We start from the raw sequence: 17004 nt of genomic DNA, 5'->3' as shown, positions 1-17004 counted from the left end.
TGCACGCCGCACGCCGAGGGATAGTACTTACTGCGCGGCGGCCGCTGCTTGCGCCTGCAACGCTTCTTCGCGACGTTCTTCCGTGCAGCGCTGATGCTGGCGCGACAGGCGGTTCATCAGCGGCAGCAGCAGCAGCGCGAGCAGCATGCCGATCGCGGCGAGCCAGCCGAGCTTCTCGAACAGCGACAGGTAGAGCGGCAGCGACTCGGTGGCCGGCAGTTCGTGCGACGGCATTTGCGCGAAGTTCGCGACGACGCTGCCCAGATACTGCGACACGCCCGTCGCGACGAAATACGCGCCCATCATGAAGCCGCTCATGCGCGCCGGCACGTAGCGGGCGATCATCGCGAGGCCGAGGCCGCTCACCAGCAGCTCGCCGAGCGAGTACAGGCCGTAACCCCACACCATGAACCACGACGACACGCGGCCGTCGACCGCGTAGCGGCCGCTGATCGTGAACACCAGATAGCCCGCGGCGACCGCGCCGAAGCCGAGCGCGTACTTCGCGGCGACCGGCAGGTCGCGGCCGCCCTTCGCGACGGCGTTGTAGACCCACACGAGCACCGGGCTCAGCAGCATGATCCAGATCGGGTTCAGCGCCTGGAACTGCGCGGCGCTCCACGTGAACAGCGTCGTGCCGAACAGCATGAAGCGCGGGTCGACGTTGCGCAGCGCGAACAGCGTCAGCGACGTCGACATCTGCACGTAGAAGATGAAGAACAGGATCACCTGGCCGATCAGCACGAGCGCCGCGATCAGGCCGGCGCGTTCCGAGCGCTCCGACTTCGCGATCATGTACGCGAAGATCGCGAGGATCGCGAATGCCGCCGCCCACACGCTGGCGACCGCGAGCTGCTTGTGCTGCAGCACGTACAGCGTGATCAGCGCGAGCGCGACGCCGCCGGCCGCGACCGCGCCGAGGCGCTTCCAGCGGATCGGCGCGTCGTCCGGCTGCGAGCCGACGTGCGCGAGCGTGCGGTGCATCAGCATGAAGTTGAGGATCGCGAGCAGCATGCCGCCGCAGCAGACCGCGAACGCGGTGTGCCAGCCCCAGTGATCCTTGATCCACGGCGTCGCGAGCATCGACACCGTCGAGCCGATGTTGACCGCCATGTAGTAGATCGTGAACGCGCTGTCGATGCGCGCGTCGTCGCCTTCGTAGATGCGGCGCACGAGGTTCGCCGCGTTGGCCTTGAACAGGCCGTTGCCGACGACGATCACGCCGAGCGACGCGTACATGTACGTCAGGTGATCGTTCGGCACCGCGAGCATCAGGTAGCCGGCGCACAGCACGGTCGCGCCGATGATCATCGTGCGGCGGGCGCCGAGCACCTTGTCGCCGATCCAGCCGCCGATCGACGGCGCGGCGTAGACGAGTGCGGTGAACGCACCCCAGGTCAGGTTCGCGTGGCTGTCGGTGAAGCCGAGCCGGTCGACCATGAAGAGGACCAGGAGCGCGGCCATGCCGTAGTAGCCGAAGCGCTCCCACATTTCGATGAGGAAGACCGTCGTAAACGATCGGGTCTGTGAAACAGGTGCGTGCATCATCAATCTCGTTTGAAACGGACGGCGCGGATCGCGCGTCGCCTTGGGGGTCGAACTGGCGCCGGAGCACTGAGGCCGGGTAGGCTTGCGTCGGCGATGGAGCAGTCGGGCGGTTAGCCCGGGCCGGGGTCGGATTCCACCTGAGAAGGCGGAGCGCGGCCCCGACCGGCGCGCGAATGGTAACGTTTGCCGGTCCGGTGCGTCGGGTCCGCGCCACTTAGGGAAACTCCCGATATGGCAGCAGCTTTCAGGAACATTTGTCTCATCATCTACTTGTAAGCTTGACGCCGGTTCTCCGCAAATTCCCGGAGAGCCGCTTGCAGCTTGCCTGTGAAGCCTGCGAGTCTGGCAAGATAGCGCGTCGTTTCGTTCGCTTCGGGCCCTGTTTAGTGCACCGGGCTCAACGCCGAAGGCGTGTACGAACCCGAAGATTAAGCTATCTCCAATTAACTTAGTTACTTTCCATCAAACATTTTTTGACGACCACTTTTCGGCCTGCTATGGTTCCCCCCACTGAAAACTCGCGATCGGCAGACGCTGTCGCACTGGGCAGCAAGATTCGCGCGTTGCGCCAACGTCTGAAGCGCACGCTCGACGACACCGCTACCGCCGCGGGGATTTCGAAGCCGTTTCTGTCTCAAGTCGAGCGCGGGCTCGCGTCGCCGTCACTGACGTCGCTGGCCGGCATTGCCCACGCGCTCGGTGTGACGGTGCAGTACTTCGTCGATACGCCGAGCGAGGAACGCTCGGTGTGCCGAGGCGATCAGTTGCGCTTCTTCGGGTTTGCCGATTCGGCGAACCTGTTCGCGAGGCTGACGAACGTGTCCGAAGGGCGCCAGCTGGAGGCGATCCTCGTGAGGATGCCGCCGGGGCAGAAACGGTCCGAGGTGACGACACATGCAGGAGAGGAGTTCCTGTACGTGATTGAAGGGGAAGTGTCGCTGACGCTGGAAGGCAAGACGTTCGTCCTGCAGGCCGGCGACAGTTCGCACTATCAGTCGACGGTGCCGCACAGCTGGGTCAACACCGCGAAGATCGAGTCGGTGGTGGTCTGGGTCGGTACGCCGCGACTGTTCTAACGCACGGGTATTCCTTCGTTTCATTCGACGGGATGCCTGTCGAAAGAAATGTAAGGAATACTAACATGCAATACGAGAATCACGGGCCTCCTCAATCGCTGCGCCCGTCAGCGTCTCACGCGTAAGCCGCGGCATCCGCCTCGCGACGCCCACCGAACCACCTTCTCAAGACTGCCACGATGAAATCCTTGCATGCCATGTCGGCCGTGCTGGCCGCGCTCGCCCTGACGCCCGTCGCCCACGCCGTAACCGTTCCGTCGAACGTCGCACTCGCTCCCCAACAGGACCTGACGCGACAGGTGCCCGCCGAAGTCGAATCGCTCGACCCGGCGCACATCGAATCGTGGACCGGCAACACGATCGGCCTCGACCTGTTCGAAGGGCTCGCGCGCATCGACGCGGCCGGTCAGGTCGTGCCGGGCGTCGCGCTGTCGTGGGAGCGCAAGACGCCGCAGACGTGGATCTTCAAGCTTCGCCACGACGCGAAGTGGAGCAACGGCCAGCCGGTGACGGCCGCCGATTTCGTCTATTCGTGGCAGCGCCTCGTCGATCCGAAGACGGGCTCGAAATACACGATCCTCGTCGAGTTCATCAAGAACTCGAAGGACATCATCGCCGGCAAGGCCGCGCCGGCCACGCTCGGCGTGCGCGCCGTCGACCCGTACACGCTGGAAGTGACGACCGACGTGCCCGTCGCGTTCTTCCCCGAACTGACCGCGATGGCGCCGCTCGTGCCGGTGAACAAGGACGTGGTGACGAAGTTCGGCGACGCATGGACGCGCCCCGGCAACCTGGTCAGTAACGGCGCGTACCAGCTCGTCGACTGGCAGCCGAACAACCGCATCGTTGCGACCAAGGACGCGAAGTACTGGAACGCGTCGAAGGTGGTGATCAACAAGGTCACTTACCTGCCGATCGAAAGCGACGAAACCGCGATGCGCATGTACCAGGCCGGGCAGATCGACTACAGCTACTCGATTCCGTCGGGCATCTTCCAGCAGGTCAGCAAGCAGTTCGGCGCCGAACTGCGCCCGGGCCTGCAGCTCGCCACCTACTACTACTACCTGAACAACAGCGACCCGGCACTGAAGGACAAGCGCGTGCGCCAGGCGCTGTCGATGGTGATCGATCGCGACGTGCTGACGTCGAAGCTCACGCAGGCCGGCGAGAAGCCGATGTACGGGCTGATGCCGAACGGCACGAAGGGCGTGCAGCCGTTCACGCCGGAATGGGCGTCGTGGCCGATGGCCAAGCGCATCGCGACCGCGAAGGACCTGCTGAAGCAGGCCGGCTATTCGGACGCGAAGCCGCTGTCGTTCACGCTCACGTACAACACCAACGACCTGCACAAGAAGGTCGCGCTGTTCACCGCATCGGAATGGCGTACGAAGCTCGGCATCACCACGAAGCTCGAGAACGTCGAGTTCAAGGTGCTGATGAAGCAGCGGCATGACGGCAAGGTGCAGATCGCGCGCGACGGCTGGTTCGCCGACTACAACGACGCGATGACCTTCTTCGACCTGATCCGCTGCGGCAGCTCGCAGAACACCGTCGGCTACTGCAACAAGCAGGTCGACGCGCTCGTCGAGGAAGGCAACCAGAAGCTCGACGACAACGCGCGCACGGCGCTGCTCACGCAGGCGCACGACATGGCGATGAAGGACACGCCGATGGTGCCGCTGTTCCAGTACTCGGCCGACCGTCTCGTGAAGTCCTACGTGGGCGGCTACTCGCTGAAGAACGTGATCGACATGCGTGCTTCGCAGGACATGTACCTGATCAAGCACTGACGGAGCGATCATGCTGGCCTACGCATTGAGGCGCACGTTGTGGGCGGTGCCGACGATCCTCGCGGTCATCACCGTCTGCTACCTGCTGCTGCATTTCACACCCGGCGGCCCGTTCGATACGGAGAAGCAGCTGTCCGCCGCGACGCTCGCGAACCTGAACGCGAAGTACCACCTCGACGAGCCGCTGTGGAAGCAGTACCTGCTGTATCTCGGCTCGCTGCTGCACGGCGATCTCGGCCCGTCGTTCCGTTACGTCGACTGGTCGGTGAACGATCTCGTGAAGAAGGCGCTGCCCGTGAGCCTCGGCGTGGGCGGCGTGTCGATCCCGATCTCGATCGTGCTCGGCGTGCTGCTCGGCACCGTCGCGGCCGTGCGCCGCGACAGCGTGATCGACCGCTTCGTGATGCTGATCGGCAACTTCGGCAACGTCGTGCCGCCGTTCGTGCTCGGCCCCGTCATGGTGTGGATCTTCGCGATCCTGCTGAAGACGTCGGCCGGCAACGGCTGGCTGCCGGCCGGCGGCTGGGGCGACGGCGGCTGGCAGTACCGGCTGCTGCCGATCGCGCTGCTGACCCTCATCAACGTGTCGCTGCTCGCGCGCGTGATGCGCGGCTCGATGATCGAGACGCTGTCGAGCAACTACATCCGCACCGCGCGCGCGAAGGGCCTGCCCGGCTCGACGATCGTGCTGCGCCATGCGCTCAAGCCCGCGCTGATGCCGGTCGTGTCGCTGTTCGGCACGGTCTGCATCACATCGATCACGGCGGCCGTCGTCACCGAATCGGTGTTCGCGCTGCCGGGCCTCGGGCAACTCGTCGTAAATGGCGCCATCAACCGCGACTACACGCTGGTGCTCGGTCTCGTCGTGCTGACGACCGTCTTCGCGGTGCTGTTCAACCTGCTGGTCGACCTCGCGTACGCATGGCTCGATCCGCGCATCCGTTATTGAGCGAGGCACAGCGATGACCCCGACCACTCCCGTCGTCGGCCTGCCCGTGCAGACCGATTCGCCGCCGCGTTCGCGCTCGCCGCTCGAGCTGGCGTTCGCGCGCTTCCTTCACAACCGCGCGGCGCTGTTCAGCCTCGCGCTGCTCATGCTGATCACGCTCGCCTGTTTCGTCGGCCCGTGGCTGCTCGCGGCCGATCCCGCCGCGAGCGACTGGGCGTCGATCAGCCTGCCGCCGACCTGGGCGAACCAGCACTGGTTCGGCACCGACGAGCTCGGCCGCGACCTGCTCGTGCGCACGCTGATCGGCGGGCGCGTATCGATCGAGGTCGGCCTGCTCGGCACGCTCGTGTCGGGCCTGTTCGGCGTCGCGTGGGGCGCGACCGCGGGCTTCGCGGGCGGCCGCGTCGACTCCGTGATGATGCGCGTCGTCGACATGATGTACGCGATCCCGTACCTGCTGATCGCGATCCTGATGATGACCCTGTTCGGCCGCTCGTTCATGCTGGTCGTGCTGACCATCAGCGCGTTCTCGTGGATCGACATGGCGCGCGTCGTGCGCGGCCAGACGCTGTCGCTGCGCAATCGCGAGTTCGTCGATGCGGCGCGCGCGATCGGCGTGTCGCCGGCGTCGATCGTGCTGCGCCACGTCGTGCCGAACCTGCTAGGCGTGGTCGTCGTGTACGCGACGGTCTCGGTGCCGAACATCGTGCTGACCGAATCGGTGCTGTCGTTCCTCGGCCTCGGCGTGCAGGAACCGATGACGAGCTGGGGCGTGCTGATCCAGGACGGCGCGCAGAAACTGGAATCGATGCCGTGGCTGCTGCTGGCCCCGGCCGTCATGCTGTGCGTGACGCTCTACTGCGTGAACTTCGTCGGCGACGGCCTGCGTGACGCGCTCGACCCGAAGGATCGCTGAAATGGCTGCTTTGCTGGAAGTAGAAAACCTCGGCGTGCGCTTCACGCGCAAGGATGCCCCGCCGATCGACGCCGTCAACGGCGTGTCGTTCTCGCTCGAAGCCGGCAAGACGCTCGGCATCGTCGGCGAATCGGGCTCGGGCAAGAGCCAGACCGTGATGGCGCTGCTCGGCCTGCTGGCCGGCAACGGCACGACGACCGGCGCCGCGCGCTACCGTGGCGACAACCTGCTCGAGATGGATACGCGCGCGCTGAACGCGGTGCGCGGCGACCGGATCGCGATGATCTTCCAGGACCCGATGACGTCGCTCAATCCGTTCCTGACGATCGAGCGGCAGATGACCGAGACGCTGCAGCTGCATCGCAAGCTGTCGCGCAAGGAAGCGATCAAGCGCGCGATCGAGGCGCTCGAATCGGTACGCATTCCCGACGCGGCGCGCCGCATCCGCATGTATCCGCACGAGTTCTCGGGCGGCATGCGGCAGCGCGTGATGATCGCGATGGCACTGCTCTCCGAGCCGGAAATCCTGATCGCCGACGAGCCGACCACCGCGCTCGACGTGACCGTGCAGGCGCAGATCATCGACCTGCTGCGCGAGCTGAACCGCGAGCGCGGCACCGCGATCGTGCTGATCACGCACGACATGGGCGTGGTCGCCGGCCTCGCCGACGACGTGATGGTCATGTACGCGGGCCGCACCGTCGAATACGCGCCGGCCGACTCGATCTTCGCGGCGCCGTCGCATCCGTACACGATCGGCCTGCTCAACGCGCTGCCGCGCCTGACCGACGCCGACGATGCGCCGCTCGTCGCGATTCCCGGCAACCCGCCGATGCCCGGCACCGCGCCGGCCGGCTGCGCGTTCGCGAAGCGCTGCACGTATGCGGAAGAACGCTGCGGCGCCGAGCGCCCGGCGCTCGAAACCTATGGCGCCGCGGGCGCGGTGCGCGCGTGCCACCGGCCCCTGGCCGATCTGACGGGAGGTCTGCGATGAGCGTCGATGAACGCCGCCAAGCCGGCGCGACGGACGACACGCTGCTGTCCGTCGACAATCTGAAAGTGCATTTCCGCGTACCGCTCGGCGGCTATCCATGGTCGCCGAAGGGCACGCTGCGCGCGGTCGACGGCGTGTCGTTCGACGTGAAGCGCGGCGAGACGGTCGGGCTCGTCGGCGAATCCGGCTGCGGGAAGTCGACGCTCGCGCGCGCATTGATCGGCCTCGTGCCGATGACGGCCGGCACCGTGAAATGGCGCGGCCAGGCCGTGGCGCCCGATCACCTGCGCGGCACGGCGATGCGGCGCGAAGTGCAGATGATCTTCCAGGATCCGCTCGCATCGCTCGATCCGCGCATGACGATCGAGCAGGTCGTCGCGGAGCCGCTCGTCACGCACCACGCCGGCCTCGGCCGTACCGAAGTGCGCCGCCGTGTGATCTCGATGCTCGAACGCGTCGGCCTGAACGCGCATCACCTGCTGCGATATCCGCATGAGTTTTCCGGCGGGCAGTGCCAGCGCGTCGGCATCGCGCGCGCGCTGATCAGCGAGCCGAAGCTCGTGATCTGCGACGAACCCGTATCGGCGCTCGACGTGTCGATCCAGGCGCAGATCGTGAACTTGCTGCGCGATCTGCAACGCGAACTGTCGTTGTCCTATCTGTTCGTCGCGCACGATCTGGCGGTGGTGAAGGCCATCAGCCAGCGCGTGCTCGTGATGTATCTCGGCCGCGTGATGGAGTTCGGCACGCGGCATGACGTGTACGGCGTGCCGCAACACCCGTACACGAAGGCGCTGCTCGATGCGGCGCCGACGCCGGAGCCGGCGCGCGAGCGTGCTCGCCGTCCGATGCTGCTGGCGGGCGAGATGCCCTCGCCGCTCAACCCGCCGTCCGGCTGCGCGTTCCGCACGCGCTGCCCGGTCGCGATCGACGCGTGCGCGCAGGACGTGCCGCTGCCGGAAGTGCGGCAGGGGTCGGCGGCGCGCGTCGCGTGCATCCGCGCGGGCGCGGCGTGACGTGAAGTAACGCAGCAAACAAAACCAAGGCAGGTCAACAGGGGTAGGTGCGGCGCGAACGATCTTCGCGCCGCGGGTACAGGCGCGTCCTTAGCCGGGCTCGCCGGGGGGCTGGGAGCGGATCGCAACCGGCGTGGACGATATCAACACAAGACGAGAATGATGATGAAAAAGCAGAAAAAGATCGGGACGGCATCGAAGATGCTGCTTGCCTGGGGACTGCCGGCGCTCGCCGGCGTCTCGCTGACGGGCGTCGCGCACGCCGACGACGCGGCCCCCGCGCCGTTGACGGTCGCGCAGGCCGCACCGGCCGCCGGGTCGGGCACATCGGTTGCGCAGGCAACGACCCCGAACGCCATTGTCAATGCCGAGGCGACCCAGGCCGTCACGCCGCCCGACGAGCCGTCGGCGCAGTCGAAGTCGAACGGCTTCATCGCCGACAGCCATCTCGACTTCCTGTTCCGCAACTATGCGGACGTGCTCGACAACAAGGGCGGCCCGCATCGTCATGCGTGGGTCCAGGGCGCGATGGCGAACTTCGAGTCGGGCTACACGACCGGCCTGATCGGGATCGGCTTCGATGCGTCGTTGTATGCGGCGCTGAAGCTCGACGGCGGCCAGGGCGCCGGCAGCATGGTGCACATCGCGAAGGGTGGTGGCGGCGGCAACCAGCTCGCGTGGGCGTACCCGGGCATCTACGACGTCAAGGCGCGCATCTCGAACACGGTGGTCAAGTACGGCTTGCAGGCCGTCGACAACCCGTTCATGGAGCAGCACGACAACCGTGCGCTGCCGCCGACGTTCCTCGGCGCGACGCTCGTCAGCAATGAATTCAAGAACGTGATGCTCGAGGCCGGCAGCTTCACGAAGACCGACGCGCGCGGCCATACGACGCTCACCAACCTCACGACGCAATACGGCGGCACGCGCATCAATCGCCTGACCTACGTCGGCGGCACGTGGGACTACTCGCCGAACGGCGAAGTCGCGCTGTACGCGAACCAGGCCGACGACGTGTGGCACCAGTACTACGCGTCGGTGAAGCACAGCATCGGCAGCCCGCAGACGATCAAGTGGACCGGCTTCGGCAACGTCTACTCGACGCACGACACGGGCGATGCGCTGCAAGGCAAGATCAACAACAACGCGTACAGCCTGTCGCTCGCCGCACAGCATGGCCCGCATGAACTGCTGCTCGGCTTCCAGCAGGTGCTCGGCGACCAGTTCTTCGACTACCTGAACGAAACGAACGGCATCTTCCTGGCCAACTCGATGGACGTCGACTACAACGCGCCGCACGAAAAATCGCTGCAGCTGCGTTACACGTTCTACGGCAAGGACGCAGGCCTGCCGGGCTTCAAGGCGATGGTGTGGGGCGTGACGGGCTGGGGCGCGGACGGCAGCGCGGGCGCGGCGAACGACCCGAGCAAGTCGAGCATCTACTGGAGCAACGGCGCGCCGGTGCAGGGCCGTCACCACGAGTTCGGCTTCATCCCGTCGTACACGTTCCAGAGCGGCAAGCTGAAGAACACGAAGGTCACGTTCATCGCGATGTGGCACGCCGGTTCGGCCCACTACTCGGACGCGACCAACACCGAGTACCGTCTGGTCGTGAACCTGCCGCTGCACGCGTTCTGATGGAAGGGGGCGCAAGGCCCCCTGTCTCGCACGGCCGGCCTGCGATCGGCACGATCAGGCCGGCTTGTGCCAGCCCGCCACGGGATCATTCGCGGCGGGCATCTCTTCCACGAGCGACGTGAGCTGGCGGCCGGTATCGCGCCATGCGTCGAGGCCGCCGCGCAGCGCGAGCGCATCGGTGAAGCCTGCATCGAGCAGGCGCTTCGCCATCAGCGCGGCCGTCACCTCGTTCGGGCACGAGCAATACACGACGAACTTCTGCGTGAGCGGATAGCGCGCGACGATGTCGCCGATCTGGCGCTCGTCGGCGAACTGCGCACCGGGAATCGTGAACGGGTCGAGCTTGCGGTGCTCGGGCGAGCGGACGTCGAGCACTACCGGGGCGGCGGCGTCGCGCAGCAGCACGTCGAGTTCGTCGACGCCGATCCGCGCGTTCGCGAGCTGGCGGATCAGCGCGCGGCGGCGCATCCAGCGCACGGCCGCATAGACGGCGAGCAGCGCGACGATGACCAGCAGCACCGCGCGGCCGAGACGGCTCGCGCCGGCGAACAGCCAGTCGATCTGCCGGTAGAACACGAGGCCGGCTCCCAGCCCGACGATCGTCCACAGCGCGGCGCCGAGCGCGTCGTAGCCGGCGAACGTGCGATAGCGCGTGCCGAGCGCACCGGCCATCGGCACCGACACCAGCGACAACCCGGGAATGAAACGCGCGACCGCGAGCACGCGCACGCCGTAGCGGCCGAAGAAACGCTCGGTCTTTTTCACGCAGGTATCGCGCGACAGCGACAGCCGGCAGATCGTCTTCAGCGTCGTGCCGCCGTAACGCCGCCCGGCGACGTACCACACCGTGTCGCCGATCAGCGCGCCGAGCACCGACAGCGCCACGACCGTCACGAGCTGCGAGCCGATCATCGCGGGGTGCATCGCGGACATCGCGCCGAACAGCACGAGCGTCGGCATCGCGGGCACCGGCAGGCCGACCGCCGCCGCGAGCACGTTGGCGAATACGAGAAGCGGCCCGTACTGGGCGACGAGGTCACGGAGCATGACGGCTGGCCGAAAAGGAAACGCGTGGGCGGGAAATGCAGATGCGCCGATTATCGGCCTTTTTCAAGGCAGCGGCGGGAATGACGCAAAGCGCCTGACGGCGGCAGGGGGATGTGGGTGAGCCGGCGCGTTGCACGCGGCTCACCGTTCGGAATCAGGAAGGCGTACGGGCGAGCGATGCGGCGCCGTGGTTTTCGCCGGGCAGTTCGGCACCGTGCGAGCGGATCGCCGCGATCAGTTCGGCCGGCGTGATCTCGTAGCGGACCTCACGGTGGATGCCGGGCTTGCGTTCGTCGATCTCGATCAGCAGCACGCTCTTGCCGTCGCCCGTTGCCTCGAGCCGGAGCGAGCGCAGTTCGCGGCCGTCGGCCGCGTCATGTTCGGTGAGCAGGGTCATTGCCCCGGATGAGCCGGTAGTGCGCATCGAACCTATCCTCGTGTCGTGGATGCCGTGGCGGCAAAGATGTCTTTGTTGAATACAGCTTGACGCAGTTTAACGCGAACGGGCCGCGACACGGAGCATTTTCGTGGGGACGAAAAGAGGGCTATACCACCGATCCTTCTGATGTTTGAGCCGCGCGGGGCGGGCGTTTCCGCCGGTTCGGGCGCCGGCCGAAACCGGTACCCGAACGGCGTTCGCGGCCACGCCGGCACGGGCGGCGACACGCGCTGCGCCGCGCGTCGCCGAGGCGGCGTCAGAAGCGGTCGGCGAGCCCCATCGCCGGGTCGCTGACCGAGTGGCGGCCGGTTTCCACGCGGCCGGCCACGCGGCGCGAGAAGCTCGTGTCGCTGTCGGCGGTGACGATGAAGTCGTACCAATGGCCGGTCGAGTCGAGCTTCCAGTGCAGTTCTGACTGGTCGCCGGCGCGCACCGTGACGGTCCATGTAGTGCCGGTGCCGGTGCCGGTGCCATGGCCGTTGCCGTTTTCGTTGCCGTGGCCATGATCGTGACCGTGGGCGTCGTTCCCGCCCCGCCCGGACAGCGGCCCGTAGACCTGATTCGACTTCACCGTGAAGCGCACCGTATCGCCGCCGTCGTTGCGCAGCCGCAGGTGGAGGTTGCCGCTCGCGCCCGCATAGCCGACGCGCACTTCCGGATGCGGCGCGCGCGCCCCGGCCACGCGGCTCAGGTCACCGGTGAAGCAGCGGTGAAAGCCGTTCGGGCCGAGCACCCACAGGTCATATTTACCGCCATCGTCGGCACGCGCGGCCCAGTCGCCGTGCAGCCGCTTGCCGGGCTCGACGACGTAGCGCCGCGGCAGCCGGTCGAGGTGCAGCTTGTCGTAGACGTGAAACACGGCGGCGGCGCGGCCGGTGTTCGCGAACTTCAGCGTGACGGTGCCGATGCCGGCATCGATGCGTGCGCTCGCGTGCAGTTCGTACGGCAGCGCGCGCGACGGACGTACGCCGGTCGCCTGTGCAGGCGGCGCGGGCGTGGTGGGCGGCACGATCTTCGGCGCGGTTTGCTGCGTGGCGCTCAGCGCGTCGACCTGGCTTTTCGTCGTGCGGCCCGCGAGCGTCGGCAGCGGCTCGTTGTTGGGCGTGCGGAAATTGAACGCACTCGTCAGGTCGCCGCACACCGCGCGGCGGTACGCGCTGATCTGCGGCTCCGCGACGCCGAAGCGCTTCTCCAGGAAGCGCAGCGTCGACGTATGGTCGAACACCTGCGAGTTGACCCAGCCGCCGCGGCTCCACGGCGACACGATCCACATCGGCACGCGCGGGCCCGGGCCGTACGGACGGCCGTCGGCCGCCGGCTGGCTCGACGTGGCCGGCGCGAAGTCGTGGTACTCGGCCGCGACGTCGGCGGCCGACAGCGTATGGCCGCCCGCGAGCGTGCCGTCGGCGTTGCGCGACGGCACGGCCGGCGACGGCATGTGATCGAAGAAGCCGTCGTTCTCGTCGTAGTTGACCAGCAGCACGGTCTTGCTCCAGACCTCCGGGTTCGCCGTCAGCGCGTCGAGCACGGCCTGCACGTACCAGCCGCCCTGCGCGGGGCTCGACGGCCCCGGGTGTTCGCTGTACGCGGACGGCGGGATGATCCACGACACTTCCGGCAGCTTGCCGTTGCGGATGTCGTCGCGGAACGTCTCGAGAAAGCCGTACGGCATCGTGTTGCCGAAGCCCTTCGCGAGCGGGCTCAGCGGATCGTCGATCGCCGGGTCGTAGAACGCGCCGGCCGCCGTCACCGGCTGCGTGATGTCGGTCGACGCGACGTACGCGGGCCGGCGCGCGGCCGGCATCTGCTCGATCGCCGCGCGCCAGTGGCGGAAGCTCATCATCTCGTTGCAGCCGAAGTTGTCGATCAGGCTCTGATAGACCTTCCAGTTCACGCCGGCCTGCTGCAGCCGGTCGGCATAGGTCGTCCAGGTCCAGCCCTGGCTCGACGGGCCGATGTCGTTGCCGCCGTTGAACTGGTTGTTCAGCGCGGCGATCTTCACGCGGCTGCCGTCGGCCGGGCTGAGGCCGTTCGGGCCGTTGGTGCCGCTCCAGTAGAACAGGCGGTTCGCGATCGTGCCCGTGTGCATCCCGCAGTGGTAGTGGTCGCACAGCGTGAACGCATCGGCGAGCGCGCGCTGGAACGGCACTTCGGCCGCGTCGTAATAGCCCATCGACAGCGGCGTCTTCGCGTCGGGCCAGCGGTTCATCCGGCCGTGGTCCCACGCGGCTTGCGCATCGGCCCACGTGTGCGGCGTGCCGCCCGCGCGCTGCGCGTTGCCCTGGCGCGCGTCGAGGTGATACGGCGTCACGGTCGCGGCGGGCGTCGCCTTCGTGTACGCCTGATAGAACACGTCGCGGCCGTTCGGCGACGGCACTGCGAAGCGGTCGCCATAGCCGCGCACGCCCTTGAACGTGCCGAAGTAGCTGTCGAACGCGCGGTTCTCCATCATCAGCAGCACGACGTGCTTGACGTCGTGGATGGTTCCCGTTTCGTGGAAGGCGGGAATCGCGAGCGCGCGGCGGATGCTCGGCGGAAACGCGGACAGCGCGGCGGCGGCGAGGCCGGAGCCGGCGGTCTGCTGAAGGAATTTGCGGCGTGACGTCATGGCGTTCGTGTCCTGTGAGGGTGGGAGCGGTCGTGCGTTCGTCTTGGGGGTGCCCGGGCGTCGTCCGGCCCCGGGGCGCTCGCCGATGCGTGCGCGTTCGGCCGTCGGCCGCGTGTCGCAGCGGGGCACGCATTGCGCCCGACACGCGACGCCCGACGTCGCGCGGATGCCGCGGCATCGTCGTCGCGATCCTGCGCGCCGCGCGCTTGTGACGCACGGCGGCAGGTGCCGGCACACATACCAACCCGGCGTATGCGGAACTGCGGCGGCGCCCAGTCTAGGGAGTCGACATGACGTCGACGTGATGAAGAAATGACATCGCATGTCGCGCACGTGACGTTGCGTGCGCAACGATTCGTTCAGGCGCAATGGGCGGTTGAAAACGGTAAGAAATTACCGATCTCCGTGGGCGTGACCGGTCAGAATTTTCCGGATTTTAGGGGGTGGTGCGCGTGTTTCGTTGCGGATGCAACCTGACTGGCGACGGCGTGACACCTGTGTTTCAAATGCATGAAATCGGCTAAGCTCGACGCGTTGCTGCGCGCCTGCGCAGTCCGCGCCTTCGGCGTGACTTTTCGGAACCGGCCCACCCATGACCGATATCAGAATCCGGCACAGCGAGACGCACGACGTCGACGCGATCCGGCAGATCGCCGCGCATCCCGCGGTGTACATGAATACGTTGCAACAGCCGTTTCCGTCGCTCGAAAAATGGCGGAAGCGGCTCGACAACGTGCGCGAGCACGGCATGAGCCTCGTCGCCGAAATCGACGGCACGGTGGTCGGCCATCTCGGCCTCCATCCCGAGCCGAATCCGCGCCGGCGTCACGCGGCGTCGCTCGGCATGATGGTCGACGCGGCCCGTCACGGGCGCGGCATCGGCGGCCGGCTGCTCGCGGCCGCGATCGATCTCGCGGAGAACTGGCTGAACATCACGCGTCTCGAGCTGACCGTGTTCACCGACAACCGCGCGGCGATCGCGCTCTACGAGAAACACGGTTTCCGCATCGAAGGCGAATCGGCGGATTACGCGTTGCGCGACGGCGCGCATGCGTCCGTGTATCACATGGCCCGGATCAAGGCGCGGCAATGAAGGGCTGGCCGTCGCGGACGTGACGGCACACGCAGCACGTGCTGCCGCCCGTCATATCCAATCGAGAATTCGTTCGTTTTCCTTCGGCTGTACCCGTCGTATCGTCGAACGATTTGCCGGTCGCCGCGGCCGGCTTCGCTTTTTCGGTATCGATGCATGCGCGGCGCTGCCTGTCGGCCGGCCTCATCGGCATCGCTTCACGGCCCTCGTTGCGTGCGCGGCATCGCCCTGAAACCGTCTTTTTCAACGGAACCCGCTTCGATGAAAACCGTTCTCCGCAATCTCGCCGCCGCCTGCCTGTTCGTTGCCTCCGGTGCGGCGCTCGCCGCCGCCACGCCCGCGGGCGTCCCGGTGGCGAGCACATCGCCCAACGGTGCGCATCTGCCGCCCGGTATCGCGTGGCAACACGGCGACGTCGATGCCGCGTTCGCGCTCGCGAAGCGCGAGGGCAAGCCGCTGCTGCTGTACTGGGGCGCGGTATGGTGCCCGTCGTGCAACCAGGTGAAGTCGACGATCTTCAGCCAGCAGGCATTCAAGACGCGCTCGTCGTTCTTCGTGCCTGTGTATCTCGACGGCGATACCGAAAGCGCGCAGAAGCTCGGCGAGCGTTTCAAGGTGCACGGCTATCCGACGATGATCCTGTTCCGCCCCGACGGCACCGAAGTGACGCGGCTACCGGGCGAAGCGGACCTCGACCGCTACATGCAGGCGCTGTCGCTCGGGATGACGGCCGCGCATCCGGTGCGGCAGACGCTCGCGACGGCGCTGAAGAACGGCGCGTCGCTGACGCCGGACGAATGGCGTCTGCTGGCCGACTATTCGTGGGATACCGACGGCGCGCTGCCGGTGCCGGCCGATCGTGTCGCGCAGACGCTGCAGTCGCTCGCGCAACGCGCGCGGGCGGCCGGTGCGAAAGCCGAATCGGCGCGCTTCGCGCTGAAGTCGGCGGTGGTCGCCGCGTCGGACGACCCGACGCAGGCCGGTGCGCTCGACAAGGCCGCGCTCGCCGATTCGCTGCGCACGGTGCTGCACGATGCCGCGCTGTCGCGGGCCGATTCGGACGTGCTGGTCGCCGCGCCCGCGCGCGTGGTCGCGTATCTCGGCGGCGGCGACGACGCGCAGCGCACGAAATTGCGCGGCGCGTACGACACGGCGCTCGCGCGCCTGTCGACCGACACCACGCTGTCGTCGATCGACCGGCTGATGGCGCTGCATGGCCGCGTGCTGCTCGCGCGCGGCGATGCACGCAAGGGCGCACCGCTCGCCGCACCAGCGCTGGCCGACACCGCGCGCAAGCAGATCGCCGCGTCGGTGCAGGGCGCGGCGAACGCGTACGAGCGTCAGGCGCTCGTCAGCGAAGGCGCGGACACGCTGACCGACGCGGGGCTGTACGACGAATCGGATGCGTTGCTGAAGGCCGAGTTGCCGCGTTCGTCCACGCCGTATTACTTCATGTCCGGACTGGCCGCGAACGCGAAGGCGCGCGGCGACAAGGCGGCCGCGCTCGACTGGTATCGCGAGGCGTACGACGCGGCGAGCGGGCCGGCGACGAAGCTGCGCTGGGGCGCGACCTACTTTGCGAATGCGGTCGAACTGGCGCCGGACGATTCGGCGCGCATCGAACGGATTGCCGCCAGTGTGCTCGCGCAGGCCGACAAGACCCGCGACGCGTTCTACGGCGCGAACCTGCGCGCGCTGACCAAGGTCGTCACGCAGCTGAACCGCTGGCGCGGCAGCGGCGCGCACGATGCGTCGGTCAGGTCGGTCGTCAAGCAGTTCGACGGCGTGTGCGGGAAACTGCCGGCCGGCGATCCGCAGGCGGCGGCATGCACGAAGCTGATCCAGCCCGTGAAGGCGTAACGACGCGCGGAAGGATCGTCGGGCGGGTTG

The 17004-nt window shown here is 67.3% G+C and carries 14 protein-coding genes; 9 read left to right on the top strand and 5 right to left on the bottom strand.

Annotated elements, in window-relative coordinates:
* Positions 1 to 27 precede the first annotated feature (27 nt).
* A complete protein-coding gene (locus HWX07_RS27040) occupies positions 28 to 1548 on the bottom strand; it encodes a peptide MFS transporter (RefSeq protein WP_175878339.1) in 1521 nt (506 codons plus the stop codon).
* A 497-nt stretch (positions 1549 to 2045) separates the two neighbouring features.
* Between HWX07_RS27040 and HWX07_RS27035 the strand changes: the two genes are divergently transcribed.
* From HWX07_RS27035 to HWX07_RS27005, 7 genes are all read left to right on the top strand, one after another.
* Positions 2046 to 2624, top strand: a complete 579-nt coding sequence (locus HWX07_RS27035; RefSeq protein ID WP_011548888.1) for a cupin domain-containing protein — start codon at positions 2046 to 2048, stop codon at positions 2622 to 2624.
* Positions 2625 to 2803: 179 nt separating this feature from the next.
* Positions 2804 to 4414 carry a peptide ABC transporter substrate-binding protein gene (locus tag HWX07_RS27030; RefSeq protein WP_175878338.1) on the top strand — a complete coding sequence of 537 codons (1611 nt, stop codon included), beginning with the start codon at positions 2804 to 2806 and terminating at the stop codon, positions 4412 to 4414.
* Between the two features lie 10 nt (positions 4415 to 4424).
* On the top strand, positions 4425 to 5363 hold the full coding sequence (locus HWX07_RS27025) for an ABC transporter permease subunit (RefSeq protein ID WP_089470820.1): 939 nt from the start codon (positions 4425 to 4427) through the stop codon (positions 5361 to 5363).
* 13 nt (positions 5364 to 5376) lie between these two features.
* Complete coding sequence (locus HWX07_RS27020; RefSeq protein WP_124698854.1) at positions 5377 to 6279, top strand: ABC transporter permease subunit; 903 nt, start codon at positions 5377 to 5379, stop codon at positions 6277 to 6279.
* A gap of 1 nt (position 6280) precedes the next feature.
* Positions 6281 to 7273 (top strand): ABC transporter ATP-binding protein, encoded by a 993-nt coding sequence (locus tag HWX07_RS27015; protein ID WP_175878337.1) that lies wholly within the window; start codon positions 6281 to 6283, stop codon positions 7271 to 7273.
* Positions 7270 to 8289, top strand: coding sequence for an oligopeptide/dipeptide ABC transporter ATP-binding protein (locus HWX07_RS27010; RefSeq protein WP_175878336.1), 1020 nt, complete (start codon positions 7270 to 7272; stop codon positions 8287 to 8289). Before HWX07_RS27015 ends, HWX07_RS27010 begins: the two co-directional genes overlap by 4 nt.
* 165 nt (positions 8290 to 8454) lie before the next feature.
* A complete protein-coding gene (locus tag HWX07_RS27005) occupies positions 8455 to 9927 on the top strand; it encodes an OprD family porin (protein WP_175878335.1) in 1473 nt (490 codons plus the stop codon).
* A 54-nt stretch (positions 9928 to 9981) separates the two neighbouring features.
* Here the strand turns inward: HWX07_RS27005 and HWX07_RS27000 are convergent, their stop codons facing one another.
* From HWX07_RS27000 to HWX07_RS26990, 3 genes are all read right to left on the bottom strand, one after another.
* Entirely contained in the window at positions 9982 to 10974 is a 993-nt protein-coding gene (locus tag HWX07_RS27000) for a DedA family protein/thiosulfate sulfurtransferase GlpE (RefSeq protein ID WP_011548893.1), read from the bottom strand.
* A 154-nt stretch (positions 10975 to 11128) separates the two neighbouring features.
* Positions 11129 to 11398 (bottom strand): hypothetical protein, encoded by a 270-nt coding sequence (locus tag HWX07_RS26995; protein ID WP_006480304.1) that lies wholly within the window; start codon positions 11396 to 11398, stop codon positions 11129 to 11131.
* Positions 11399 to 11669: 271 nt separating this feature from the next.
* Positions 11670 to 14021: a phospholipase C, phosphocholine-specific gene (locus tag HWX07_RS26990; protein ID WP_175878334.1), complete on the bottom strand. Its 2352-nt coding sequence runs from the start codon at positions 14019 to 14021 to the stop codon at positions 11670 to 11672.
* Positions 14022 to 14613: 592 nt separating this feature from the next.
* Between HWX07_RS26990 and HWX07_RS26985 the strand changes: the two genes are divergently transcribed.
* Complete coding sequence (locus HWX07_RS26985) at positions 14614 to 15114, top strand: GNAT family N-acetyltransferase (RefSeq protein WP_175878333.1); 501 nt, start codon at positions 14614 to 14616, stop codon at positions 15112 to 15114.
* On the opposite strand, the gene HWX07_RS26980 is transcribed toward HWX07_RS26985, so the two are convergent.
* Complete coding sequence (locus HWX07_RS26980) at positions 15098 to 15361, bottom strand: hypothetical protein (RefSeq protein ID WP_175878332.1); 264 nt, start codon at positions 15359 to 15361, stop codon at positions 15098 to 15100. The genes HWX07_RS26985 and HWX07_RS26980 overlap by 17 nt on opposite strands.
* Positions 15362 to 15375: 14 nt before the next feature.
* Here HWX07_RS26980 and HWX07_RS26975 point away from each other — a divergent pair, with 14 nt between their 5' ends.
* The gene (locus HWX07_RS26975; RefSeq protein ID WP_175878331.1) at positions 15376 to 16974 is read left to right on the top strand and encodes a thioredoxin family protein; all 1599 of its coding nucleotides are present in this window, start codon (positions 15376 to 15378) and stop codon (positions 16972 to 16974) included.
* Positions 16975 to 17004: the final 30 nt, after the last annotated feature.

The sequence above is a fragment of the Burkholderia sp. BCC0097 genome, from assembly GCF_902832985.1.
Lineage (GTDB): Bacteria > Pseudomonadota > Gammaproteobacteria > Burkholderiales > Burkholderiaceae > Burkholderia > Burkholderia orbicola.
The sequence above is the reverse complement of the archived record's forward strand: the minus strand, read 5'-3'. Positions and strand labels throughout refer to the sequence as shown.

What these genes read in the sequence shown, in the direction of transcription:
- HWX07_RS27040 (WP_175878339.1), bottom strand. Translation starts at nt 1,548, where the DNA reads ATGATGCACGCACCTGTTTCACAGACCCGATCGTTTACGACGGTCTTC.
- HWX07_RS27035 (WP_011548888.1), top strand. Translation starts at nt 2,046, where the DNA reads ATGGTTCCCCCCACTGAAAACTCGCGATCGGCAGACGCTGTCGCACTG.
- HWX07_RS27030 (WP_175878338.1), top strand. Translation starts at nt 2,804, where the DNA reads ATGAAATCCTTGCATGCCATGTCGGCCGTGCTGGCCGCGCTCGCCCTG.
- HWX07_RS27025 (WP_089470820.1), top strand. Translation starts at nt 4,425, where the DNA reads ATGCTGGCCTACGCATTGAGGCGCACGTTGTGGGCGGTGCCGACGATC.
- HWX07_RS27020 (WP_124698854.1), top strand. Translation starts at nt 5,377, where the DNA reads ATGACCCCGACCACTCCCGTCGTCGGCCTGCCCGTGCAGACCGATTCG.
- HWX07_RS27015 (WP_175878337.1), top strand. Translation starts at nt 6,281, where the DNA reads ATGGCTGCTTTGCTGGAAGTAGAAAACCTCGGCGTGCGCTTCACGCGC.
- HWX07_RS27010 (WP_175878336.1), top strand. Translation starts at nt 7,270, where the DNA reads ATGAGCGTCGATGAACGCCGCCAAGCCGGCGCGACGGACGACACGCTG.
- HWX07_RS27005 (WP_175878335.1), top strand. Translation starts at nt 8,455, where the DNA reads ATGAAAAAGCAGAAAAAGATCGGGACGGCATCGAAGATGCTGCTTGCC.
- HWX07_RS27000 (WP_011548893.1), bottom strand. Translation starts at nt 10,974, where the DNA reads ATGCTCCGTGACCTCGTCGCCCAGTACGGGCCGCTTCTCGTATTCGCC.
- HWX07_RS26995 (WP_006480304.1), bottom strand. Translation starts at nt 11,398, where the DNA reads ATGCGCACTACCGGCTCATCCGGGGCAATGACCCTGCTCACCGAACAT.
- HWX07_RS26990 (WP_175878334.1), bottom strand. Translation starts at nt 14,021, where the DNA reads ATGACGTCACGCCGCAAATTCCTTCAGCAGACCGCCGGCTCCGGCCTC.
- HWX07_RS26985 (WP_175878333.1), top strand. Translation starts at nt 14,614, where the DNA reads ATGACCGATATCAGAATCCGGCACAGCGAGACGCACGACGTCGACGCG.
- HWX07_RS26975 (WP_175878331.1), top strand. Translation starts at nt 15,376, where the DNA reads ATGAAAACCGTTCTCCGCAATCTCGCCGCCGCCTGCCTGTTCGTTGCC.